This is a genomic window from Bradyrhizobium sp. JYMT SZCCT0428, from assembly GCF_018131075.1.
Classification (GTDB): domain Bacteria; phylum Pseudomonadota; class Alphaproteobacteria; order Rhizobiales; family Xanthobacteraceae; genus Bradyrhizobium.
Window position 1 is genome coordinate 233,517 of record NZ_JAFCLS010000003.1, and the last position, 24,016, is coordinate 257,532.

Annotated in this window: 23 protein-coding genes; 3 read left to right on the forward strand and 20 right to left on the reverse strand. The window is 63.9% G+C overall.

The window, feature by feature from the left end; translation table 11 throughout:
- Together nusA and rimP are read right to left on the reverse strand one after the other, a co-directional pair.
- Positions 1 to 1,614 carry a transcription termination factor NusA gene (nusA, locus tag JQ575_RS04520; RefSeq protein ID WP_192736271.1) on the reverse strand — a complete coding sequence of 538 codons (1,614 nt, stop codon included), beginning with the start codon at positions 1,612 to 1,614 and terminating at the stop codon, positions 1 to 3.
- 3 nt (positions 1,615 to 1,617) lie between these two features.
- Positions 1,618 to 2,382 (reverse strand): ribosome maturation factor RimP, encoded by a 765-nt coding sequence (gene rimP / locus JQ575_RS04525; protein WP_212032052.1) that lies wholly within the window; start codon positions 2,380 to 2,382, stop codon positions 1,618 to 1,620.
- Between the two features lie 336 nt (positions 2,383 to 2,718).
- Between rimP and JQ575_RS04530 the strand changes: the two genes are divergently transcribed.
- Complete coding sequence (locus JQ575_RS04530) at positions 2,719 to 3,801, forward strand: DUF2336 domain-containing protein (protein ID WP_212032053.1); 1,083 nt, start codon at positions 2,719 to 2,721, stop codon at positions 3,799 to 3,801.
- A gap of 36 nt (positions 3,802 to 3,837) precedes the next feature.
- Here JQ575_RS04530 and trmB read toward each other — a convergent pair whose 3' ends face one another.
- The 18 genes from trmB to JQ575_RS04620 all read right to left on the reverse strand — a co-directional run bounded on the left by trmB (position 3,838) and on the right by JQ575_RS04620 (position 21,681).
- Complete coding sequence (trmB, locus tag JQ575_RS04535; protein WP_212032054.1) at positions 3,838 to 4,578, reverse strand: tRNA (guanosine(46)-N7)-methyltransferase TrmB; 741 nt, start codon at positions 4,576 to 4,578, stop codon at positions 3,838 to 3,840.
- Positions 4,575 to 5,708 (reverse strand): M20 family metallopeptidase, encoded by a 1,134-nt coding sequence (locus tag JQ575_RS04540; RefSeq protein WP_212032055.1) that lies wholly within the window; start codon positions 5,706 to 5,708, stop codon positions 4,575 to 4,577. Before JQ575_RS04540 ends, trmB begins: the two co-directional genes overlap by 4 nt.
- 90 nt (positions 5,709 to 5,798) lie before the next feature.
- Positions 5,799 to 6,215 carry a helix-turn-helix domain-containing protein gene (locus tag JQ575_RS04545; protein ID WP_192736276.1) on the reverse strand — a complete coding sequence of 139 codons (417 nt, stop codon included), beginning with the start codon at positions 6,213 to 6,215 and terminating at the stop codon, positions 5,799 to 5,801.
- A gap of 246 nt (positions 6,216 to 6,461) precedes the next feature.
- Positions 6,462 to 8,072 carry an apolipoprotein N-acyltransferase gene (gene lnt / locus JQ575_RS04550; protein WP_212032056.1) on the reverse strand — a complete coding sequence of 537 codons (1,611 nt, stop codon included), beginning with the start codon at positions 8,070 to 8,072 and terminating at the stop codon, positions 6,462 to 6,464.
- Positions 8,069 to 9,187 (reverse strand): hemolysin family protein, encoded by a 1,119-nt coding sequence (locus tag JQ575_RS04555; protein ID WP_249166426.1) that lies wholly within the window; start codon positions 9,185 to 9,187, stop codon positions 8,069 to 8,071. Before JQ575_RS04555 ends, lnt begins: the two co-directional genes overlap by 4 nt.
- A gap of 1 nt (position 9,188) precedes the next feature.
- On the reverse strand, positions 9,189 to 9,713 hold the full coding sequence (gene ybeY / locus JQ575_RS04560) for an rRNA maturation RNase YbeY (RefSeq protein ID WP_249119654.1): 525 nt from the start codon (positions 9,711 to 9,713) through the stop codon (positions 9,189 to 9,191).
- A gap of 83 nt (positions 9,714 to 9,796) precedes the next feature.
- A complete protein-coding gene (locus tag JQ575_RS04565) occupies positions 9,797 to 10,852 on the reverse strand; it encodes a PhoH family protein (protein ID WP_212032059.1) in 1,056 nt (351 codons plus the stop codon).
- A 4-nt stretch (positions 10,853 to 10,856) separates the two neighbouring features.
- A complete protein-coding gene (gene miaB, locus JQ575_RS04570; protein WP_212032060.1) occupies positions 10,857 to 12,275 on the reverse strand; it encodes a tRNA (N6-isopentenyl adenosine(37)-C2)-methylthiotransferase MiaB in 1,419 nt (472 codons plus the stop codon).
- A gap of 105 nt (positions 12,276 to 12,380) precedes the next feature.
- Positions 12,381 to 13,064: an HAD family hydrolase gene (locus JQ575_RS04575; RefSeq protein WP_312015881.1), complete on the reverse strand. Its 684-nt coding sequence runs from the start codon at positions 13,062 to 13,064 to the stop codon at positions 12,381 to 12,383.
- Between the two features lie 67 nt (positions 13,065 to 13,131).
- A complete protein-coding gene (locus JQ575_RS04580; RefSeq protein WP_212032061.1) occupies positions 13,132 to 13,806 on the reverse strand; it encodes an HAD family hydrolase in 675 nt (224 codons plus the stop codon).
- A 5-nt stretch (positions 13,807 to 13,811) separates the two neighbouring features.
- Positions 13,812 to 14,261, reverse strand: coding sequence for a Fur family transcriptional regulator (locus tag JQ575_RS04585; protein ID WP_212032062.1), 450 nt, complete (start codon positions 14,259 to 14,261; stop codon positions 13,812 to 13,814).
- Positions 14,262 to 14,417: 156 nt separating this feature from the next.
- On the reverse strand, positions 14,418 to 14,909 hold the full coding sequence (gene rimI, locus JQ575_RS04590) for a ribosomal protein S18-alanine N-acetyltransferase (RefSeq protein WP_212032063.1): 492 nt from the start codon (positions 14,907 to 14,909) through the stop codon (positions 14,418 to 14,420).
- 11 nt (positions 14,910 to 14,920) lie between these two features.
- Positions 14,921 to 15,616: a tRNA (adenosine(37)-N6)-threonylcarbamoyltransferase complex dimerization subunit type 1 TsaB gene (tsaB, locus tag JQ575_RS04595; RefSeq protein WP_212032064.1), complete on the reverse strand. Its 696-nt coding sequence runs from the start codon at positions 15,614 to 15,616 to the stop codon at positions 14,921 to 14,923.
- Positions 15,617 to 15,851: 235 nt separating this feature from the next.
- Positions 15,852 to 16,421 carry a NifU family protein gene (locus JQ575_RS04600; RefSeq protein ID WP_212032065.1) on the reverse strand — a complete coding sequence of 190 codons (570 nt, stop codon included), beginning with the start codon at positions 16,419 to 16,421 and terminating at the stop codon, positions 15,852 to 15,854.
- 124 nt (positions 16,422 to 16,545) lie between these two features.
- Positions 16,546 to 17,040 (reverse strand): universal stress protein, encoded by a 495-nt coding sequence (locus JQ575_RS04605; protein WP_212032066.1) that lies wholly within the window; start codon positions 17,038 to 17,040, stop codon positions 16,546 to 16,548.
- Between the two features lie 91 nt (positions 17,041 to 17,131).
- The gene (trpS, locus tag JQ575_RS04610; RefSeq protein ID WP_212032067.1) at positions 17,132 to 18,184 is read right to left on the reverse strand and encodes a tryptophan--tRNA ligase; all 1,053 of its coding nucleotides are present in this window, start codon (positions 18,182 to 18,184) and stop codon (positions 17,132 to 17,134) included.
- 53 nt (positions 18,185 to 18,237) lie between these two features.
- Positions 18,238 to 19,797 carry a murein biosynthesis integral membrane protein MurJ gene (gene murJ, locus JQ575_RS04615; protein ID WP_212032068.1) on the reverse strand — a complete coding sequence of 520 codons (1,560 nt, stop codon included), beginning with the start codon at positions 19,795 to 19,797 and terminating at the stop codon, positions 18,238 to 18,240.
- Positions 19,798 to 19,878: 81 nt separating this feature from the next.
- Entirely contained in the window at positions 19,879 to 21,681 is a 1,803-nt protein-coding gene (locus tag JQ575_RS04620) for a cation:proton antiporter (RefSeq protein WP_212032069.1), read from the reverse strand.
- Positions 21,682 to 22,039: 358 nt separating this feature from the next.
- Between JQ575_RS04620 and JQ575_RS04625 the strand changes: the two genes are divergently transcribed.
- Together JQ575_RS04625 and JQ575_RS04630 are read left to right on the forward strand one after the other, a co-directional pair.
- Positions 22,040 to 22,828 (forward strand): alpha/beta fold hydrolase, encoded by a 789-nt coding sequence (locus JQ575_RS04625; protein ID WP_212032070.1) that lies wholly within the window; start codon positions 22,040 to 22,042, stop codon positions 22,826 to 22,828.
- A 41-nt stretch (positions 22,829 to 22,869) separates the two neighbouring features.
- Positions 22,870 to 23,940, forward strand: a complete 1,071-nt coding sequence (locus JQ575_RS04630) for a PAS domain-containing sensor histidine kinase (protein WP_212032124.1) — start codon at positions 22,870 to 22,872, stop codon at positions 23,938 to 23,940.
- Positions 23,941 to 24,016: the final 76 nt, after the last annotated feature.

Genomic DNA, 24,016 nt, shown 5'->3' on the forward strand with positions numbered 1-24,016 from the left:
TTACGCCGTCTGGTCTTCGGTGGCTTCCGCCGCCTCGGACTGCTTGGCAAGGTCGGCCTCGGTGATCCAGCCGGCGATGACGCGGGCCTGCATGATCATACGCTCGGCATCGTCGCGCGAGATTTCGTTGGCGTCGAGGATGCCGGGGAACTTGGTCGGCTCGGCGCCTTCCTTGCGTTCGGTCCAGCCAACCAGATCGTCGGTGGCGCAACCGGCCAGATCCTCGACCGACTTGATGTCGTTCTCGCCGAACTTGACCAGCATCTTCGAGGTCACGCCGGGTACTGTCTTCAAAGCGTCATCCACACCGAGTTCCTTGCGTTTGTTTTCCAGCTCGGTCTCGAGCTGTTCCAGATATTCTTTTGCACGGCTCTGCAGTTCGTTGGCGGTCTCCTCGTCGAAGCCCTCGATGCCGGCGAGTTCCTTGACATCGACCAGCGCGAGTTCCTCGACCGACGTGAAGCCTTCCGACGCCAGCAGCTGGCCGACCACTTCGTCGACATTCAGCGCTTCCATGAACACCCGCGTCGAGTTCTCGAAATCGGCCTGACGGCGCTCGGATTCTTCCTGCTCGGTGAGGATGTCGATGTCCCAGCCGGTGAGCTGCGAAGCGAGCCGCACGTTCTGTCCGCGGCGGCCGATCGCCAGCGACAGCTGGTTGTTGGTATCGGGCACCACGACCTCGATGCGCTCGCGGTCTTCGTCGATCACGACCTTGGCGACTTCGGCGGGCGCCAGCGCGTTGACGACGAAGGTCGCAATATCGGGCGACCACGGAATGATGTCGATCTTCTCACCCTGCAATTCGTTCACCACCGCCTGCACGCGCGAACCGCGCATACCGACGCAGGCGCCGACCGGATCGACCGAGGAATCCCGCGAAATAACGCCGATTTTGGCGCGCGAACCGGGATCGCGGGCCACCGCCTTGATCTCGACGATGCCGTCATAGATTTCCGGCACTTCCTGCGCGAACAGCTTTGCCATGAACTGCGGATGGGTGCGGGACAGGAAAATCTGCGGCCCGCGGGTTTCGCGGCGGACATCGAAGATATAGGCGCGGACGCGGTCGCCGTTGCGGAACACTTCGCGCGGCAGCATCTCGTCACGGCGCACGATGGCTTCGCCGCGGCCGAGATCGACGATCACGCTGCCATATTCGACGCGCTTGACGATGCCATTGACGATGTCGCCGATGCGATCCTTGAATTCCTGGTATTGCCGGTCGCGCTCGGCCTCGCGCACCTTCTGCACGATCACCTGCTTGGCGGACTGGGCGGCGATGCGGCCATATTCCAGCGGCGGCAGGGTGTCGGCGATGGTGTCGCCGACCTGGGCGCCCGGATTGGCGCGCTGCGCATCGGCCAACGAAATCTGGTTCGACGAATTCTCCACCACGTCGACGACCAGCATGTGGCGCGACAGCCGGAGCTCGCCCTTCTTGGCGTCGATCTCGGCGTGAACGTCGGTCTCGCTGCCGTAGCGGGCGCGGGCCGCTTTCGCGATGGCGTCTTCCATCGCCGCGATCACGATGCCGCGGTCGATCGATTTTTCGCGGGCAACCGCGTCTGCGATCTGCAGCAGTTCGAGTTTATTGGCGCTGACAGCTGCCATGGCTCAGTCTCCTTCGGTGGGATCGAATTCGCCGCCGGGCAAACCTTGCGCGGCGAGGCGATGTTTCTTGGTATTCTTCGGTAACGGCTTCTTCAGCGGTTTCGGCTTCGGCTTGTTGCTCTTGGCCGGATCGCTTTTTTTGGCGTGCGGCGGGGGCGGTGGCTCGAGCCCGAGATTCTGGCGCAGCTCGCGCTCGGCGGCCTTGCCGCGGCGCATCGACTCCGCGATCAGCTCGTCGGTGAGAACCAGACGGGCGTCGGCGATGTCTTCCATGACAAGCAGCACGTCGGCATCTTCGTCCGTGCGGATGTCATCGCGATGAATCCGCACCGCGTCGCCCTCGACGCCCTGCAGCGTGCCGCGAAAACGCTTGCGGCCCTGATGGGCGAGCGCCATCTCGACCTTCACGAGATGGCCGACATAGCGTTCGAAGTCCGACCGGCGCACCAGCGGACGATCGATGCCGGGCGATGAGATTTCCAGCCGGTAGGCGCGCTCGATCGGATCGGCGACGTCCAGAACCGGCGACAGCGCCCGCGAAATCGCCTCGCAGTCCTCGATCTGCATGGTGCCGTCGGGCCGTTCGGCCATGATCTGGACCGTGCAGCCGGCCTCAGCCGATATCTTGATCCGCACCAGCCGGTAGCCCATGCCCTGCAACACCGGTCCTGCCACGGCGGAAACCCGCGCAGCGACGCCCGGCTCGACCACGAGCCGCGGCTCGGCGAGCAGGTCAAGATCCTCGGAAACAGCAGTTGGTTCGGTCATGTCCAGGGTCAAAAGCGTCTTTACTTACATGAGGTTAGGCCGGGTCTAACCCGGATCCGGCCGGTTCCCTGAACCGCGCCGTGAGGCCCTTCTGGGCTGGGCTCGTTCAGGTAATAAAAAAGAGCGGGTCCCGAAGGGCCCACTCTCAATACGCGATCGTATGAGAACCATAAGTTGCGGCGGATATAGCGGTTTTTCCGCAATCCGGCAAGGCCTTGCACGCCCCGTTAAGGCAGATTTTGAGTCCTGTCCTAGCGGGCCAAAGCCTAACCCTTCATTCACGAACGCTACCTAGATTGCCGAAAACCAGCCAATTCGGCCGGTTTGGATAGGTTTATGACGCCAGCGACAACGCTGATCCCAGGACTGGACGACATCGTCAGGGGCGGCGATCCCAAGCGCCGCGCCGATGCCGCGCGCCGGATCAGTGAATTATTCCTGCAGGGGGCTGCCAATTTCGGCGCCGATCACGTCGATCTGTTCGACGGCGTATTGAGCAGCCTGGTCCCCCATGCCGACCTTGCCGCGCGAGCCGAGCTCGCCGAGCGGCTGTCGCTGCTTGTCAACGCGCCGCGCGGGCTGGTCGGGCAGCTCGCCCATGAGGACGAAATTGCCATCGCGGGCCCGCTGCTGCGCCGCTCGCCTGTCATCGACGAACGGATCCTGGTCGAAATCGCCAGCGTGAAGGGGCAGGGCCATCTGCTGGCGATGTCGGATCGGCCGACGCTCTCTCCTGATCTCACCGATGTCATCGTGCGCCGCGGCGACCGTGATGTCGTCAGGCGCACGGCGGGCAATGCCGGCGCGGCGTTCTCGTCGGACGGCTATTCGACCTTGATCAAGCGCGCCAGCCAGGACGGCGTGCTGACGCTCAAGATAGGCCAGCGCGACGATCTTTCCAGCGAACAACTGAAAGACCTTCTGGCCGGAACGATCGATGTGGTCCGCCGCCGCCTGTTCACAGTCGTCAAGCCGGCGCGGCAGGTGGCGATCAAGCGGGCGATCAACGAAATCTCCGGCGCTGTCGAACGAACAGACAGCGGCCGCAACTTCGAGGCGGCGCAGCGCACGGTCCTCGCGCTGCACCGTGATGGTCAGCTGGTCGAAAGCGCACTGCTCAATTTTGCCAAGGCAAACAAATACGAGGAATCCGTCGCCGCGCTGGCGGCGATGACCGGCGTGAAGATCGCAGCCCTCGACCGGCTGATTGCCGGCGACCGCTACGATCCGATCCTGATCGCCGGCAAGGCGGTCGGCCTCGAATGGGCCACCGTGCGCGCTTTGATCCTGCTCCGCCTGGGGCCGAACCGGACGGCGTCGCCGGCCGATATCGAAAGCGCGCGGATGAATTTCGCGCGCCTGATGCCAACGACCGCCGAGCGCGTCGTAGGCTTCTGGAAAACCCGCCCTACGGTTTGAGCTTGGGCCGTCATTGCGAGACGACTGAAAGAGTTTTCAGAGTCTCCGAAACCTCAAATACGCCGCAACGCGTCCCTCACGCTCGGCCTTCCGTCCATAGCGCGTCATCGTGTAACCGGCCCACGGCTCGCGCCAATCGGCGGCGCGCTCGGCCATCCAGAAAAAATCCGGTGAACGCAGCAGATGCGCCAGCGTCCATGCGCAGTAATCGTCGATGTCGCTGACGAAGCGAAACTCGCCATCTGATTTGATGATGCGCGCCATCGCGGCCACCGTGGCGTCCTGCACGAAGCGCCGCTTCCAGTGCCGGCGCTTCGGCCAGGGATCGGGATGGATCAGATCGATCCGCGCCAGAGATCGCGGCGGCGCCCATGCCAACAATTCGGCGGCGTCGCCGGCGTACAGGCGGATATTGCCGATGTTGTGGGCTTCGATCTGCGTCAGGATTTTCGCCATGCCGTTGACATAGGGCTCGCAGCCGATGAATCCGATATCGGGAAACGCCTGCGCTTCGGCGATCAGATGTTCGCCGCCGCCAAATCCGATTTCCAGCCTGACGGCATCAGGCTTCGACTCGAAGATGTCGGTGAGATCGTCAGGCGCGGGCGCGCTGATATCCAGCGCCAGATGCGGCAGCAGATTGTCGATCAGGTCGGCCTGATGGATGCGCAGCTTGTGGCCCTTGCGGCGGCCGAAGAACGATCCGTGCGCATGCGCGGCGGCGCCGTCATCCGGCGGCGCATCGCGATCGCCGATGTCGCGGGGTGATACCGTCATCGCAGCGTCTGGTACAGCCGGTGCAGCAGCCGCGCCCGCGGCTCGATCGAGGAGATGTACATCTGCTCGTAATGGGTATGCGCGCCCTTGCCGTCGACCCCGAGGCCGTCGAGCGTCGCCGTGTGGGGCGCGGTGAAATTGCCGTCGCTGCCGCCGCCGGTGAAGGTGTCGATGAGATCGAAGCCGATTTCGGCCGCCAGCGTTTTGGCGTGCTCGTAAAGCGCAGCACCGGCGTTGCCCTTTTCGTAAGGCGGGCGGTTCAGTTCGCCGGTGACGCTGACACTGACGCCTTCGGTGCGTGATTTCAGGCCGAGGATTTTTGGGACCAGTTCTTCGGAATCGGCAATGCTGGGCACGCGCATGTCGACTTCGGCATAGGCCTCCTCCGCGATTACGTTCGGCTTGGTGCCGCCCCTGACGACGCCGACATTGACGGACACGCCGCGCTTGAGGTCGTTCATCGCCTCCAGCGTCTGAATGACGTTGCCGAGCTCGCGGATGGCGCTGCGGCCGTCCTCAGGCCGCGTGCCGGCATGCGACGGCACGCCCTTGATGAAGACCTCGAAGCGCGCGACGCCCTTGCGTCCGGTGACGATCTTGCCGCCGTCGCGGGCCGGCTCGGTCACCAGCACATACTTGGCCTTGCGCCCCTCCGTCTCGATCAGTGCACGCGACGTCGGGCTGCCGATTTCTTCATCGGAGACGAACATCTGGGTGATGCCGAGCGGCGATCGCGCGCTGTCGGCACAAATCCGGCGAAAGGCATGGTAGGCGAGATAGGCGCCGCCCTTCATGTCATAAATGCCGGGACCGAAGGCGCTGTCGCCCTCGATCTTGAACGGCAGCCGCTCGATGAATCCCAGCGGATGCACGGTATCGAGATGGCTCAGCACCAGGATGCCCGGCGCGTCCTGCCCCCATGACGAACGCGCGACCAGATGATCGCCGCAGCCGTCTTTTCCTGCGATCCGTTCCACGGTCGCGGGCAGGTCGCGGTAGCCTTCAGTAACGAGGTCGGCGAGCTTGTTGACCTGTGCGGGCACCTCGGTCGGCGTCTCGATTTCGACCCAGCGGCGGATGCCGTCGAGGATCGAACTGGAATCAAACGGATTGGCGGTGGTTCCGGTCATCAGCGCTTTGCCTTCATGGAATTTCGGCCAATGTCATGCGCTCGCGCCGGCGGGCGCGTCAATCGGAACATCCGGTGATGGCTGCGGAAATCAGCGCTGGTCGGGGCCTTCGCGCGCGGCGATCTGTTCGACCAGTTCGACGATACTGCGGCGCATTTTGGCGTCGGTAATGCGCGTGAACGCCCGCGTCAGCGACAGGCCTTCGGAGGTGGCGAGAAAGTCGGAAACGTAGGCGGGCGAACCGGATTCACCGAAGCCGTCGGCATTGACAGCACCGCTCGGCCCGCCGTCGAACAAAAACGATACCGGCACTTGCAGGATTTCCGAGATCCGCTGCAGGCGGCTGGCGCCGACCCGGTTGGTGCCCTTTTCGTATTTCTGAACCTGCTGGAAGGTGAGGCCCAGTGCCTCGCCGAGTTTTTCCTGGCTCATGCCCAGCATGATGCGTCGCATGCGAACGCGGCTGCCGACATATTTGTCAACAGGGTCTGGCGCTTTGGTGGACATCTCCAACACTCCTGGGATTTCGCGCCGGGGAATGAGGCATAGCGGACTATGCCTCAGGCGCCGGTACCGTCAAATCCTGCTCGGAGGATCGGGTTGAACTGCGGACAATTTGAGCAATGAACTGACTGGTTCTTGTTTTTGGTTGCGGAACCCAGAATGCGAATTGCGCGGTCGGTCTGTCAACTAGTTAGTGGATTGGAGCAGGCCGCTTTTTTCGCGACAGCAACAATCGGCAATAGTCGGTTCTCAGGACTTTCGCCTTGCAAAGCGGCGCCGGGTGACCAGCAGCAACGCAACAGCCACCATCATGCCCGCTGGAATGTCTCTAAGGTGCGCGTAAATCGTTGGCGACAAAGCCGTTGGCAGGTTGGCATCCAGGACGCCTTCGATGCCGAGACCAAGTCGTGCGACAATACGTCCCGACGGATCGATCACGGCTGAAATGCCTGTATTTGCTGCACGAACAACAGGCAGGCCTTCTTCGATGGCGCGCAGGCGCATCTGCTGCAGATGCTGATAGGGGCCGGTCGAAATTCCGAACCAGCCGTCATTGGTGACGTTGATGATCCAGCCCGGGCGATCGTCGCGTGTCGTTATATCGCCGGGAAATATCGCCTCGTAGCAGATCAGGGGCAGCGCCCGCGGCGCGTTCGGGATGTCCATGGCGCGGCGACGGGTGCCCGGAATGAAGCCGCCCTGGACCCTCGTTAGCTGCACGAAGCCGAGTTTTTCCATCCAATCCTGAAACGGCAGATACTCGCCGAACGGCACCAGATGCAGCTTGTCGTAAACCGACAGGACGCTGCCGTCATGGTCGATCGTATATATCGAGTTGTAGGCGCGCGTCACTCGCACGCCGGGCGGGAGGTCGGGCGCGCGCACCGAGCCGGTGATCAGCACGGTGCCCCTCGGCAGCAGGTCGGCGATCTGCGCCATCGCATCGGCTTCGCGGGTCAAAAAGAACGGGAACGCCGATTCCGGCCAGATCAAAATGTTCGCGTCGCTGACGCCGGTCGATTGCGGCCCCGAAGCCCGATCGGACAGTGTCAGATATTTCTGCATCACCTCCGCCTTGGCGGCGTAATTGAATTTGACGTCCTGCTGCAGATTGGGCTGCATGATGCGCAGCTTGACCTTGGTCAGCACGGTCGGCTGCAGCGACAGCCTGACGGCGCCGAATACGGCCATGACCGCGAGCAGGCCAAGCGCCGCCGCCGGCGCGAGCCAGGGTTTTCGCCCGCGTGAGGTGCCATCGATCAGGACCGCCGGGCTTGCGAAGATCGCCACCGTGAGGAACGTCATCCCCCACAGCCCGATCAGCGATGCCGTCTGGGCCAGCGCCAGCGGCTCCGACAGCGCATAGCCGAACGAATTCCAGGGAAATCCCGACAGCAGATGACCGCGCAGCCACTCTGTTATCGTCAGGCTGATCGCGAGCGCGAGCAGGCGCGAAGCATCGCGGGTCCAGAGCAGGCGCGCCAGCGCAAAGCCTGCCGCGGTGAACAGCGCGAGATAGGCCGGCAGGCCCAGCACGGCGAACGGCATCAGCCAGGCGAACGTTGGCGCATCGACCAGGAAGGCGTAACCGATCCAGTAAAGTCCAACGACGAAATAGCCGAGCCCGAACCAGAAGCCCGACATCGCCGCCGCCGGCACGCCGCGCCATCGCCCCGCACCGGCGCCGTCGATCAGCCAGACCGCGACCGGAAAGGTCAGGAACAGCACCGGCCATGCATTGAACGGCGCCATCGCCAGCGCCGACAATGCGCCGGCCACCAGCGCAAGAGCGGCGCGCTTCCATCCCCACGCCAGGATGATCGCAAGACCGGCGGTGCGAAGTTTGTTGGCTGATATCACTGCGAGCCGGCTCCATCGCTGGACGATGGCGGCGCGTTATCGTTGGCCTGCGGCGCATTGGTGTCAGGCGCAGCTTCACGGCGCCGGCTTTCGCGCTGCGTGCGGGGGGCGGGCCGTTCCTTGCGAACCGCAATGCGCAGCCGCTTGACCCGCCGCGGATCGGCATCGAGCACTTCGATCTCGTAAGTGCCGGGACCCGCGATGACCTCGCCGCGCACCGGCAGACGACCGACCTGCGCCACCAGATAGCCGCCCAAGGTCGCGACTTCCTCACCGGCCTCGCCGGTGACGAATTCCTCGCCGATCATGGTGCGGGCGTCCTCGAGGCTGGCGCGGGCGTCAGCGATGAATGAATTGTCCGCCTGCCGCACGATCGACGGCGGCTCGTCGCTGTCGTGCTCGTCGTCGATCTCGCCGACAATCTGCTCGACGATATCCTCGATCGAGACCAGCCCGTCGGTGCCGCCATATTCGTCGACCACCAGCGCCAGATGGATGCGCGAGGCCTGCATCTGCGCCAGAAGGTCGATCGCCCGCATCGACGGCGGCACGAAGAGCAGCTTGCGGATGATGTTGGCGTCCGCCAGCGGCTGCGCCAGGTCGACCGCGCGCAGATCGAGGCCCGCGGGGAAGGGCTTCTTGCGCTTGGCCTTGGTGGTGTCGCCGACCCGCGCCTTCGCGGTCATGAAAGCCAGGAGGTCACGGATGTGCACGATGCCCTCGGGGTCGTCGAGGGTCTCGTTGTAGACGACGAGGCGCGAATGCGCCGCGCTCTCGAACAGGCTCATCAATTCGCCGAGCGGGATGTCGCGCTTGACCGCGACGATGTCGGCGCGATGCACCATCACGTCGGCGATGCGGCGTTCGTGCAGCCCGAGGATATTGCGCAACATGGTGCGCTCGATGGCGGAAAAGCCGACCTCGTCCGGCGTCGAGGCATCGAGCACGACCTGCAGATCGGCGCGAACCGATCCCGGCTTCCAGCCGAACAGCGTGCGGATCGCGCGGGTCAGCCAGTTTTCCGCTGTCGGGCGCAGCACCTCACCATCCTGCACCACGGCCGGAAGGTTGGGCGTGTTGCGCGGATTGTCGTGGGTAGGGTCGGAGTCCGGCATGTCAGTCCATCCGCTCCCGGTCCGCATGGGGATCGCGATCCGCATATGGATCCGGAATGCCGAGCTGCGCGAGGATCTCCTGCTCGAGACTCTCCATGGCTTCGGCGTCGTCGTCTTTTTCGTGATCGTAGCCGATCAGATGCAGAAACCCGTGCACCGCAAGATGGCTGAGATGGTGATCGAACGGTTTTTGTTCGTCGTCGGCCTCTTTGCGCGTCGTCTCATAGGCGATGGCGATATCGCCGAGCATGCGCGGTGCATCGTCGGGTGTTCCCGCACCGGTCGGCTGCAACGCCGGAAACGATAGCACATTGGTCGGCTTGTCGATGCCGCGCCAATTGCTGTTCAGGGTTCGGATTCCGGAATCGTCGGTCAGCATGACTGCCAGTTCCGCTTCGCCGACATCGGCATCGGCGATTTCAGCGGCGGCGTTGATGGCGCGATGGATCACCGCCTCGGCGTCGGGCTCGGTCTGCCAGCAATCGGCGACCACGAGGACTTCGGTTACGGGGTGGACGGAAGACAATTTCGTTCCAGGGTTTTGCAGTCCAGCATTTAGGTTGCGGCCCGGGCCCGCCTGCTGCGGGTCCAAAGCCAAAGGTCTGGCCATCAGGATCTGCCGGTCGCCGGTTTTTGCGGCAGGCCCTCATAGGCGGCGACGATCCGCGCCACCAGTTCATGGCGGATGACGTCTTCGGCGGTGAACTTCACCTGCGAGATCCCCTCGACGCCGTCGAGCAGCTTGACGGCCTCGGCAAGTCCCGAGGTCTGGCCATTCGGCAGGTCGACCTGCGAGGGATCGCCGGTGATGATCATGCGGCTGTTCTCGCCAAGCCGGGTCAAAAACATCTTCATCTGCATCGAGGTGGTGTTCTGCGCCTCGTCCAGGATGATGACGGCGTTGGTCAGCGTGCGGCCGCGCATGAAGGCGAGCGGCGCGATCTCGATTTCGCCGCCCTGCAGCGCGCGCTCGACGACGCGCGCATCCATCAGATCATACAGCGCGTCGTAGATCGGCCGCAGATAGGGATCGACTTTCTCGCGGAGGTCGCCGGGCAGGAAGCCGAGCCGTTCGCCGGCTTCGACCGCGGGCCGCGACAGGATGATGCGATCGACTTCCTTGCGCTCGAACAATTGGGCGGCATGCGCCACCGCAAGCCAGGTCTTGCCGGTGCCGGCGGGACCGACCCCGAACACCATCTCGTGGCGCTTCAGCGCGCGGATGTAGGAATCCTGCGCGGCGGTGCGCGCCCGCACCGGGCGCTTGCGCAGATTGATGGTCTCGAACGCGTTCTTGGCGGCCTTGGGGTCGAACTCGAACAGCGATCCCTGCGCGATCACGGCGCGGATGGCGCCTTCGACGTCGCCCTGCGCCAGATCCTGCCCCTGTACCGCCTGGGCGTAGAGCGTCTCGAGCACGCGCCGCGCCGCGTCGCAGCCGTCGCGCGATCCGGCGATGGTGATGTGATTGCCGCGCGAATCCACGACGACGCCGAGCCGGCGTTCGATCAGCGCGAGATTCTGCCCGTAAGGGCCGACCAGCGCGGAAGCGGCGCGGTTGTCGTCGAAGTCGATGACGACCTGGGTTTCGGGCGGAATTTGCATGTCGCGATCAAATTTGCGGCTGGGAGCAAGCGAAGGTGAATCCGATGCGCTTTTGGGCAAGGGTTCAGGCTCCCGTTGTTATTCGAGAAGAATCGGTCATGGGTGAAAGCGTTGATAAAGCGGGTCGCGCGGAGGGCGCTGCGAGTTCGCCGAGCAGGCTGTAGCGCTCCAGGCTGTCGATCGAGACCGGCAGCACTTTTCCGATGATCTCCGGTGATGCCATCACATGCGCCGGCTGCAGATAGGCTGTGCGGCCGACGATCTGGCCGGGGTTGCGGGCCGCGCGTTCGAACAGCACGTCGACAGTCTTGCCAATCATGGCCTTGTTGAAGGCCGATTGCTGGCTGTCGATCAATTCCTGAAGCCGCCCCAATCGCTCGTCCATTTCTGCCGCTGACACCGTCTCCCGCATGTCCGCCGCCGGCGTGCCGGGCCGCGGCGAATATTTGAACGAATAAGCACCAGCGTACCCGATTTGCGTGACAAGCGCGAGGGTGGCAGCAAATTCTCCCTCGGTTTCGCCGGGGAAGCCGACGATAAAATCCGATGAAAATGCAATATCTTGGCGGCTGGCGCGAAATCGGTCGATGACGCGGCGGTAATCATCGGCGGTATGCTTCCGGTTCATGGCAGCCAGAATGCGGTCGGAGCCGGATTGTACCGGCAGATGCACGAACGGCATCAGTTCGGGCAGGTCGCGATGCGCTTCCAGCAGCGAATCATCGACGTCGCGGGGATGGCTGGTCGAATAACGCAGGCGCACGATACCGGGGATTTCGGCCAGACGAGTGAGCAGCCTGCCAAGCGGCCAGGTCCGTCCGTCCGGACCTTCGCCGTGATAGGCGTTGACGTTCTGCCCGATCAGAGTGATCTCGCGCACGCCATTGTCGGCGAGCCGCATCACGTCGTCGATGATTTTCGCCACAGGTCGCGAGACTTCGGCGCCGCGCGTGTAAGGCACCACGCAGAAGGTGCAGAACTTGTCGCAGCCTTCTTGCACGGTGACGAACGACGAGATGCCGCGCGCGCGGATCGCCGCGGGCTTCGGCGGCGGCAGAAAGCCGAACTTGTCCTCGACCGGGAATTCGGTCTCCAGCGCGCGGCCATGGCTCTTGGCGCGGGCGAGCAGCTGCGGCAGATGATGATAGCTCTGCGGGCCGACCACGACGTCTACGGTCGGCGCGCGGCGGATGATCTCTTCGCCCTCGGCCTGCGCAACGCAGCCGGCGACCGCGATGCGCATCTCGCGGCCCTGGCGCGCGGCTTCATCCTTGGCGACGCGCAAGCGCCCGAGTTCGGAGTAGACCTTTTCGGAAGCCTTCTCGCGGATGTGGCAGGTGTTGAGGATGACGAGATCCGCATCCTCGGCGCTGTCGGTCTCGACAAAGCCTTCGCCCGCCAGCGTGTCCACCATGCGCTGCGCATCGTAGACGTTCATCTGGCAGCCGTATGACTTGATATGCAGCTTGCGCGGCGGCTTCATGGAACCTGAATGCGGGGTTGGTCGGCGCCCATGCGGCGCCCGCTCTGGGGTCAATTATAGCCTAAATGGCCGAAAATCCAGCGACTTGCGCCGGTCATTCCGGGCCTAATCGGCACCAATCCGCGCAATTAGATCGGGCAATTGCCGCATATCGTCGAAAGTGACTGCGGCGCCTGCGGCACGCAGCGTATCCGCGGTGTCCGGACGGCAATGGCTGCCGCCGTGAAAGCCGAGCACGGTCATCCCGGCGGCCCGGCCCCCGGTGACGCCGGCCACGCTGTCCTCGATCACGAGGCATCGCGCCGGCGGGACATTCATCTGCCCAGCCGCGAGCAGAAACAGATCCGGTGCCGGCTTGCCGTTGCGCACCTGCGATCCCGAAAAAATATGCGGGGCAAAGCGCTCGTACAGTTTCACCCGTGACAGGCTCGTGAAAATCTTTTCGTGCACGGCACTGGAGGCGACGCATTTGCGCAGGTCGATGGCGTCGAGCGTCTCGTGAAGATGCGGAATTGGCTCAACCGCGTCCGCGAGCGCTGCAAACAATGTCGTTTGCCGTTCATGCTCGTACGTTTCGGCCAACGGCCGCCCGAGTTCCCGCTCGACTTCGGTGGTTGCATCGAGCGATGTGCGCCCGAGAAATCGCTGACGCACCTGCTCGGCGGTGATCGGATAGCCGTGACGCGTCAGCACCTCGGCGTGAACGCGGCACGAGATCACCTCGCTGTCGACCAGCACGCCGTCGCAATCGAAAATGATGAGATCGAGATTGGCGTTCAAGGTTTGCACGCGGCTTCATCCTTGGCGATTGTTGGAGCGTGAATGCGGGGTTCGTGCTTCGCACGTCCCGGAATGACTATGCCTGATCGGGCCCAACCCGCCCGATCAGATCGGGCAATTGCCGCATATCGTCGAATGTCACCGCCGCACCCGCCGCGCGCAGCAATTCAGCGTGACCTGCGCTGCAATGGCTGCCGCCGTGAAAGCCGAGCACGGTCATCCCGGCGGCCCGGCCACCGGTGACGCCGGCCACGCTGTCCTCGATCACCAGGCATTGCGCCGGCCGGATATTCATCTGTTCGGCAGCGAACAGAAACAGATCCGGGGCAGGCTTGCCGCGCGTGACCTGCGTGGCGGAAAAGATGTTGGGCGCGAGGACATCGTAGAGCCCGGCGCAGGTGAGGCCATGGCGAATCTTCTCCGGCGTCCCGCTCGATGCCACGCATTTCGGAAGATCGATTGCGGCAATCGCGTCGCCGATATGGGGAATTGCTCCCAGCTCGTCAGCATATCGTTGCAGCGCGGCCTGTTTCATCTGAGCTTCGAAATCGTACGGGAGACTGCAACCCAGTTCGGCCTCGACGGTCAGGCGCGCCTCACGATCGGAGACGCCGAGGAACCGCTGCAGCACCTGGTCCGCCGTGATCGGATAGCCGTGGCGCGTCAACGTCTCCGCATGCGCGCGGCACGAAATCACCTCGCTGTCGACCAGCACGCCGTCGCAATCGAAAATGATGAGCTGTGGAATCAAATCGACTACGACTTATCTTCGTCCAGCGGCACGCAATACAGTTCGAGCCGGTGATCGACCAGTTTGTAGCCGAGCTGTCGGGCGATCTCGGCCTGCAGCTTTTCGATTTCTTCTGAGGTGAATTCGATCACCTTGCCGTCGCGCAGGTTGATCAGGTGGTCGTGATGGCTGTCCGGCATCTGCTCATAGCGCGCCCGGCCCTCGCGGAAATCATGCCGCTCGATGATGCCGGCGTCCTCGAACAGCTTTACGGTGCGGTACACGGTCGAGATCGAGATCTTGTCGTCGACCTCGACGCAGCGCCGGTAGAGTTCCTCGACGTCGGGATGATCCACCGAATCCGCCAGCACCCGCGCAATGACGCGGCGCTGCTCGGTCATGCGCATGCCGGTGGCGGCGCAGCGTGCCTCGATACCGGTATTCTTGTGCGCCGACGGGGATTTCAGAACGGACATGGTGTCTTGGCCTCATAGCGTTTTCGAGCGAAGTGGCTACCGGTTCGCGTGAAGAAAACGCGTCAAAAAACAAAGATCTAGAGCCCGGTTCTGATCTCATCAGAACCGAACTGGCTCTAGAGAGCAGGGCAGGGGTGTTTTGCCACCGCCCGCAGTTTACGACAAGTCGCGCCGCATCAGAAGTGCATTCAATTGCTCCCCGCCGGGCTGCTGATAATAGCGCTCGCGGCGCCCAATGACGCCGAATCCGGCCCATTCATACAGCCGCCGCGCCGGCTCATTGTTTTCTTCCACTTCGAGAAATATGGAACGCACGCCGCGGCCGGCGAGATGGCCAAGATGGGTCAGCAGCAAATTGCGCGACAGGCCGCGGCCGCGCTCGCCGGCATCGATCGCGATCGACAATATTTCGGCTTCGTCGGCGGCCATGCGCGAGACGGCAAAGCCGATCACCTTGCGCCCCTGCCGGAGGCGATGCACCAGCGTGTTGCGTTCGGACAGCATCGCCTCGAACTCGCCTTCACCCCAGCCACGGTGAAACGAGGCGCCATGCAGCTGCGCCAGCCGCGCCGCGTCGCGCTGGCTGGCCGGCTCAATCACCGGCGCGCCGCCGCGCCACCATTCGGAAATCAGGGATCCCAAAGCCATTTTCACGGCCATTATGATGTTGGCTGTGAGGCTTGCGGCAGCGGGTCCTTTGGCGGCTTGGCATCGGGCGCGCGCAGATAATACGGACTGGCCGGCGACATCTCCGGGCTGACCGCGGCGCCCAGCCACGCCACCCAGCTGATGTCGGGCGCCGGCTGTGCGTCGACCCTGAACGGCGGCGGCGCATCTGATGGCCAGCGGTCGGCGAGGATTTTGGCGGCGTTGCCGACCAGATGCGGCGCGCCGAAGCGGGAGGCCTCGAGTGCTTCCGAAATCGGCGCCACTTTCGGCTTGACCAGCGAACCACCGTCGCCGCTGACCACCTGGAAATACACATGGTCGTGGCGCGCATCGATCGCGGAAATGATCGGATGCTCGCTGTTCTCGCCGACGACAGGCGCCGCGTAAGCGGTCAGCGTCGTCAATCCCACCACCGGCTTTCCGGCGGCCAGCGCAATGCCACGGGCGGCCGACAGGCCGACACGCAATCCGGTAAAGCTGCCCGGCCCCTTGGTCACGGCGACACGGTCGAGTGACGTGAACGCGATGCCGGATGCTTTCATCACCCGCGCGATCAGCGGCATCAGGGCTTCGGCGTGGCCGCGCTTCATCGGCTGCGATTCCTGCGCGATGATCTTCGTCGTGTCGGTATCGAGCACGGCCGCAGCGCAGGCATCAAGCGCGGTATCGATGGCTAGGATCAACATGGACGATTGGTAACATTTTTCACGATAAAAGGCGCGGTGTTCTCGCCGTTATGGCCGGCATAGCCGTCCGGGAGGACGGCGTCGCTTCCGCTCGCCATAGCCGTCCGGGAGGACGGCGTCGCTTCCGTTCGCCTATGTCCCGGCCATCCACGGCTTTGTAACCGCCCAAAAACGTGGATGCCCGGGAGGGCCCGGGCATCACGTCGAGATAAATCGCGTATTTTCGCCGTCCGGCTCACATCGGCCGGACTTCGACCACGTCGGGCACGAAGTGCTTGAGCAGGTTCTGGATGCCGTGCTGCAGCGTTGCCGTCGAGGACGGGCAGCCGGCGCAGGAGCCCTTCATGTTGAGATAGACGACGCCGTCCTTGAAGCCGCGGAAGGTGATGTCGCCGCCGTCATTGGCGACCGCGGGGCGCACCCGCGTTTCGATCAGGTCCTTGATGGTCGCCACCGTGTCGGCGTCGGCCTCGTTGAAGAACTCGTCTTCCTCGTCGAGCGCCTCGTCATTGCCGGCCGTGCCGTCGGCCAGCAGCGGCGCGCCGGACATATAATGTTCCATGATGGCGCCGAGGATCGCCGGCTTGAGATGCTGCCAGTCGCTGTCGTCCTTGGTCACGGTGACGAAATCGGCACCGTAGAACACGCTCTTGACGCCCTGCACGTCGAACAGCCGTTCGGCCAGCGGCGAGCGCGCGGCGGCTTCACGGTTGGCGAACTCCATCGTGCCGGTGTCGAGCACGGTACGGCCCGGAATGAATTTCAGGGTGGCGGGGTTAGGGGTCGCTTCGGTCTGGATAAACATCTGATTTCTCCGGCGTCGCCGGTTCAAGGCCGGCGCGTGGGTTTCCCTTTAGCAGATGGCGACGGCCAACGCACGATCAAGGGGCGCAGGGCAGCCCTTCCAGGCCCTATTCCCTTAATTCTGCTCAGGAAAGTGCGTCGATTTCGGCGTCCTCGAGGTCGCCGGAAATGATCATGACCGGGATCGGGAACGAGCCGGTGGCCTGGGCGATCAGGGCGATCAGCGGGCCGGGGCCTTCGGCGCCCGGATTGGCCGCCAGCACCAGCATCGAAATATCGACGTCCTTGTCGATCACGTCGAGGATCTGTTCGGTCGGATTGCCCTCGCGAATCACCCGCTCCGGCGTGATCGCGGCGATGCCGTTGGCGCGGCCGGAGGCACGGTCGAGCGCCTCATTGGCGGCGTCCTCGGCTTCGGCGCGCATGATGTCGGCGACCCCCAGCCATTGCTGGTTCTGGTCCTCGATCTCGATGATGCGCAGCATCACGACGCCGCCGCCGACCCGGATCGCCCAGCGGCTGGCATAGTAGACCGCGCGGTCCCACTCCGCGGTGTCGTCAACGATGACAAGACATTTTGGCTTGTGACCCGTCTCGTAGCTTCGTCGCTGGGTGGTCATGCATGTCCCGGTGCTGCGCCAAACCGACGCATGCTGCCACGGCGCAGCCGTGTCAGACAAGCGCCGTCGCAAATCCGGTGATCGCCAGATACTACCGCTTGCGGATGAAGCCGACGATGTCCTTGGCGGCTTTCATGGTCTCAGTGGCGATCGCCTCGGCGCGCTCGGCGCCGTCGATCAGGATCGAATCGACATGATCGGGGTTGGCGACCAGCCGTTTCATTTCCGAGGCGATCGGCGCGAGTTTGGTGACGCAAAGTTCCACCAGCGCGTTCTTGAAGTTGGAGAACTGCCCGCCGCCGAATTCGGCCAGCACCTGGGCTTTGCTGAGGCCGGACAGCCCCGCATAGATGCCGACGAGATTGTCGGCCTCGGGGCGGCCTTCCAGGCCCTTTTCCTCCGACGGCAACGGTTCCGGATCGGTCTTGGCCTTGCGGATCTTCGCCGCGATGGTCTCGGCATCGTCGGTCAGATTGATCCGCGAATTATCCGACGAATCCGACTTCGACATTTTCTTGGTGCCGTCGCGCAAGCTCATCACCCGCGTCGCGGGTCCGGTGATCACGGGCTCCGGCAGCGGAAAGAACAATCCGTCATTGAAGCCATGGCCGCGGATCGAGTCGCCGAAGTCGTTGTTGAACTTCTGCGCGATGTCGCGGGAAAGTTCGAGATGCTGCTTCTGGTCCTCGCCGACAGGCACGTGGGTGGCGCGATACACCAGGATGTCGGCGGCCATCAGCACCGGATAGTCGTAAAGCCCGACCGAAGCCGCTTCGCGATCCTTGCCGGCCTTGTCCTTGAACTGCGTCATGCGGTTGAGCCATCCCATCCGCGCCACGCAATTGAAGATCCACGCCAGCTCGGCATGACCGGTGACCTGGCTCTGGTTGAACACGATATGCTTCTTCGGATCGATGCCGCTGGCGATAAAGGCCGCGGTCACCTCGCGGGTGCAGCGCGTCAGTTCGGCCGGACCGCCCCAGACGTCGACCCCTTGCGTGATCGCGTGCATGTCGACGACGCAATAGATGCAGTTGTGCGTTTCCTGCAGCTTCACGAAGTTGACGAACGCGCCGAGGTAATTGCCGAGATGCAGATTGCCCGTCGGCTGGACGCCTGAAAAAACCCGTTCAACCATGGCCATGGTAATGCTTCCTGCGAATTGTCAGTTTGGCGCGCTCGTTTGCCATTTAAGGCTTAGTCGCGCAAGTCGCGGGGCCGGTTCTGCCGGATCGCCTTAACCGCCTCGCGCCATCCGGTGATGCCGAAAAGCCGCAGAAAGAGGCCGTAAATCGCGATCCCGGCGCCAATCAGGGGGAGCAGGACGATCGCCTGTACCAGGCCGTGCGACCCCTGGGTGAGCGCGGGTGTAAACCGTGTCGCCAGCCACAAGGCGGCGCCCATCGCTAGCGCGGCGGCAAGGATGCCGGGCAGCCGCCGCCGCGCGGCGGCGTCGATCGAAAATCCAAAGGTTTCGCCGCCCCTGCGCATCAAGCTGAAGGCCGTGCTCCATGCCCCGATCGCGAGACTGGCGGCGATGCCGCTGGCACCGAACCAATGGCCGAGCAGGACGGAAAGGACGATGGCAAGGATCACGCCCTTGAGCGTCGCGAACAGCGGCGTCAGCGTGTCCTCGCGCGCAAAGAACGCCGGCGACAGCGCTTTGACAAGCACATTGGCGGGGAGCCCCAACGCGAGCCACATCAGCGCGCGAGACGTCGCGGTGGTGTCGGCTGAGGTGAAGGCGCCGTGTTCGAACAGCATGCGCACGACAGGCTCGCTCAGCACGATCAGCCCCAGCATCGCCGGCAATGCCAGCCCGACCGCAAGTTCGAGGCCGCGCGATTCCGCATGCGCGACCGCGGCCTGATCGCCGCCGCGCAACGCGCGCGTCATTTCCGGAATCAGGACCGTGCCCATGGCGACGCCGACAATGCCGAGCGGCAGCTCGACCAGGCGGTTGGCGAAATAGAGCCACGACACCGCCGAGGGCGATGACGATGCGACGATCGCGCCGGCGACCATCAATAATTGCGGCGTGCTGCTCGCGATCATGCCGGGGATCGCCTTGCCGAGAAAGCCACGGATTTCCGCATCGAACGAGACCCGCAGCGGCGTTGCGATGTTGCCGCCGCGCCGCAGCACCAGGATGGACAGCTGCAGCAGGCCGGCGACGCCGACGGTGGCGGCGAGGATCTGTGCGGCAAGCACCGCATTGGAGCGCGATACCAGCAGCACGGCCATGACCGCGATCAGCGCGATGTTGAACAGCAGCGGCGAGAACGCGGTGAGTGCAAAACGGCCTTGCGCATTCAATAGCGCCATCATCACGGTCACCGGCCCCGCAAAGGCGAGGTAGGGCAGCATCAGACGGGCATTGTCGACGGCAAGCTGCAGCGTCTGGTGGCCGGAAAATCCCGGCGCCAGCGCCATGATCACCAGCGGCATCAGCAATCCGAGCAGCAGGGTGGCGACGAACAAGGCGGCCGTGACGGTGCCGAGCACGCGGCCCGCATAGGCGGCCGCCGCCACCGCGCCGCTGGTCTCGCGCACGCGCAGCCACGCCGGCACCAGCGCCGCGTTCAGCCCGCCTTCGGAAAGCAGGCGCCGGATCACATTGACCAGTTGAAAGGCCGCCAGGAACGCATCGGCGACGGCGCCGGCGCCGAGCAGCGCCGCGACCAGCGAATCGCGCACGAATCCGAGCAGGCGCGAGGCCAGCGTTCCCGTCGATACCGTGAGGAAGGAGCGGATCATCGCGTCTCTATAGCAGCGCTTGGGCATGCTGGCGCTAGCCCCGGCGCGTCCGCTTGCCCTCGATCAGGCCGCGCTTGCCCGTTATGGTCTTGGCGATCGAAAGCTTTTCGGACGGATCGCACGCGTGGTTTCGGCGGGGCTTTGCGCGGCTGCCTGCTGCAGCTCGCGCCGGAATTCATCGCGCTTCTCGTGGATGGAGGCAATGACCGGCCCGATCGCCTGCTCCAGTCCGATCAGCGCCGCCTCCGACAGCTGCAGGCTGGCCTCGATGGTCTCAGGCACGGCGTCGGTAACGCCGATCGCGTAAAGGTGGCGCGCATGGTCGGCATCGCGGGCGCGCGAGACGATGACGATATCCGATCTCAGCGCGCGGACCTGCCGAACCACCTCGTCGATCGCGGCCTTCGCGGCAACCGTCACGATGACGGCTTTCGCGTCCATCAGTCCGCAGCTCTTCAGAAATTCCGGGTCGGTCGCGTCGCCGTAATAGACCTCGCGCCCGCTCCTGCGATGGGTCGGCACCACATCGGCGTCGCTGTCGACGGCGATGTAGGTGCAATTGTGCCGGCCCAGCAACGAGCAGACGACTTCGCCAACCCGGCCGTGCCCGACGACGATGGCATGTCCGGTGCTTGCACTCGGTGCAACGTTGAGCTCAGGATCCAGCGCCTTGGGCTCGCGAAACTTCGGCGCCAGCCGCCGTGCGACCAGGGCCAGCACCGGAATCAGCGCCATCGTGATCGATGTCACCGCGAGCGTGAAGCTCGACACATTGGCGCTGATCAGGCCGAGCGAGGTGGCAAGGCCGATGCCGACAAACGCGAACTCGCCGCCGGGGCCGAGCAGCAGACCGGTTTCAATCGCCGCATGCCAAGGCAGTCGAAAGGTCCGGGCGAGGCCGGTGAGCAGGACGGCCTTGATGGCGATCAGGCCGATGACGGAGGCAAGGAGCCAGAAAGGTTCGCGTGCAAGCTCACGAACATCAATGTTCATGCCGACGGTAAAGAAAAAGAAGCCGAGCAGCAGTCCCTTGAAAGGGCCGATGGTTGTTTCGATGGCCTTGCGGAATTCCGTCTCGGCGAGCAGCAACCCGGCGATGAAGGCGCCCAGCGCCATGGAAAGGCCGGCCACGGCGGCGGCGACACCGGTGCCGATAATGACGAACAGGGTGGCCGCCACAAACAATTCACTGGCGCCGGTGGCGGCGACCAGCCGGAACAGCGGCCGCAGCAACAGGCGCCCGAGAATGACCATCGCGACAACGGCCACGGTGGCATTGACCAGCGCGAGGGCGAGGCTGGTCATGACCGAGCTGCTCGAGCCTTTGCCCAGGATGGAGATGAAGACCAGGACCGGAATGACCGCCAGGTCCTGCGCCAGCAGGATGGCGAAGCTGGTTCGGCCGGCCGTGGTGCCGAGCCGCCCCTGGTTGGAAAGCACCTCGATGACGATCGCGGTCGAGGATAGAGCGAGGCATGCGCCGAGGATGATGGATACGGCGGAGGGGTTGCCGAACAGGGCCGCGATGCCGGCGAGCACGGCGGTCGTCAGGATGAACTGCAGGCTGCCGAGGCCGAACACCAGCCGGCGCAGCGCCTTCAAACGTTCGTAGGACAGCTCGAGGCCAATGAGAAAGAGCAGGAAGACGACGCCGAGTTCGGCGATGCCGGCCACGTTCTTGGCATCGACGACGGTAAGCCAGTACAAGAACGGGAACGCGTGGATCAGCGAGCCCAGTCCGAGCGGGCCGAGCAGCGCGCCCGCGGCCAGAAAGCCGAGCACGGGGCTGAGTCCAAAGCGGCGCACCATGGGGACGACAATGCCGGCCGTTCCCAGCAAGACGAGAGCGTCGCTATAGGCATCGATGTTGAACTGCGCCGCCACTCATTGTCCCCTGCGCTTGTCGGATAAGTTTGCCGTACTGGATCAAATGGGATGTGCATGTGCAAGTCAGGGGCGGGCGAGAGAGCTGGTAACGATGTCGCTGGGGTCCGGCTTTGAGTCCGTTGGACGCTTCAGGACGGGCATCGGCCGGCCTATCTGAAGTTGTAAGAGTTCGCGACTGGGTGGCTGACCTGGTGACGATGCGGACACCGGCGTCCAACAGCATCGATCGTCCTGTGTCTTCGGGTTCCATGCAATCCAGCGCTAACTCATTCGATGGCTGTCCGCCGGCGTGAGTGGCGCGCGCGGGAGCAATGGTGATAGCTTCGCGGCGAAATGGCTCAGACCGGTGCAGGATATGAGCGTCGTTGCGCGAAATAACGTCCGCGTCCGCGGGACGGGTGAGAAGGCGATGGTGTTCGCCCACGGTTTTGGCTGCGACCAGAACATGTGGCGGTTCGTGGAGCCGGCCTTCGCCGGGGACTTCAAGACCGTGCTGTTCGATCACGTCGGCGCCGGCGGTTCCGACCTCACGGCCTACGACAAATCGAAATACGCCACGCTTGCCGGTTATGCCGAGGACGTCGTCGAGATCGGCCGCGAACTCGGCCTGACGGATGCCGTTTTCGTCGGGCATTCCGTGAGCAGCATGATCGGTGCGCTGGCGGTGCAGAAGGCGCCCGGCATGTTTGGCAAGCTTGTCATGGTCGGGCCTTCCGCCCGCTACATCGATGACGACAATTACGTCGGCGGATTCAGCGAGCAGCAGATCGAGGAGCTTCTCCAGTTTCTTGACTCCAACCACATGGGATGGTCGGCCCAGATGGCGCCGGCGATCATGGGCAATCCTGATCGCCCTGAACTCGGCGAAGAGCTGACCAACAGCTTTTGCCGGACCGATCCCGAAATCGCCAAGGCGTTCGCCCGCGTCACCTTCAAATCGGACAATCGCGCCGATCTGGCCAAGATCGATACTCCAACGCTGATATTACAATGCAGCGAGGACATCATCGCCTCAAAGGAGGTTGGAGAGTTTGTTCACCGCGGCATTCCGGGCAGCGAACTCATCATATTGGAGGCCACCGGGCATTGCCCCAATCTGAGCGCTCCCGATGAGGTTATTTCCGCCATGAGAACGTTCGTCTGAGTGGCGCGGTGGACAGTCCCCGCATCGATGATTTCGAGGACATGTTCGACAACGCCCCTTGCGGCTATGTCACGCTGCTGCCCAACGGCCGTATCGCGCGTGTGAACCGGACGCTCATCGGCTGGACCGGCCACACTGCAGATCAGATGATCGGCAAGCCCTTCAGCGGCTTCCTCAACATGGCGGGCCGCATCTACTACGAAACCCACATCGCGCCGCTGTTGCGCATGCAGGGCTTCTTCGACGGCTTCGCCATCGACATGGTGACAGCGGCCGGCGAGCATCTGCAGATGATTGCGAGCGCCACCGATGGCCGGGACGCCGGCGGAAAGACCCTGTTCACGCGTGTTGCCTTGATCAAGGCGGTTGACCGAAGACTCTATGAACGGGGACTTCTCGAAGCGCGCGACACGGCCGCCATGGGCCTTGCACGCGAGCGCGAGAATTCCGAGTTGCGCGAGCAATTCATCGCGGTGCTGGGGCATGACCTTCGCAACCCGCTGGCATCGATCAGCGCCGGCGCGCGCATTCTGGGACGGGATGCGACGACGGAAAAACAGCACCAGATCCTGGCGATGCTGGAGACCACCGTGATGCGGATGGCCGGGCTAATCGACAACGTGCTCGATTTTGCGCGAGGCCGGCTTGGCGGCGGCATTGTGCTGGAACGCAGTGCCGGCAAACCGCTGGAGCCGATGCTGCATCAGGTGATCGACGAACTGCGGCTGTCGTCGCCGGGACGCCAGATTGAAACGGTGTATGCCATCGACGCTCCCGTGAATTGCGATCGGAGCCGCATTGGGCAGCTGGTTTCCAATCTGGTCGGAAACGCGCTCAGTCACGGCGCGACCAATGAACCGGTGCGCGTCCACGCCGTGACGGAGGATGGGCTGTTCAAATTGTCGGTCGCCAACGGCGGCGAGCCAATACCCGAGGCCGCGATGGAGAAGCTGTTCGAGCCGTTCTTCCGCGCCGAGGTTCGCGCTAGCCGGCAGGGCCTTGGCCTCGGGCTCCACATCGCGTCGCAGATCGCAAAGGCGCACGAGGGTTCGCTCAACGTGACGTCGACGGCCGAGGAAACCCGCTTCACCTTTGTCATGCCGCTGCGCTAGCGCGCTTCGTTGGCGGCCTCATTTCCCGGCGGATGCCGCCCATTTTTGGTGCAAAGCGGACATCGGCCGGCCAATC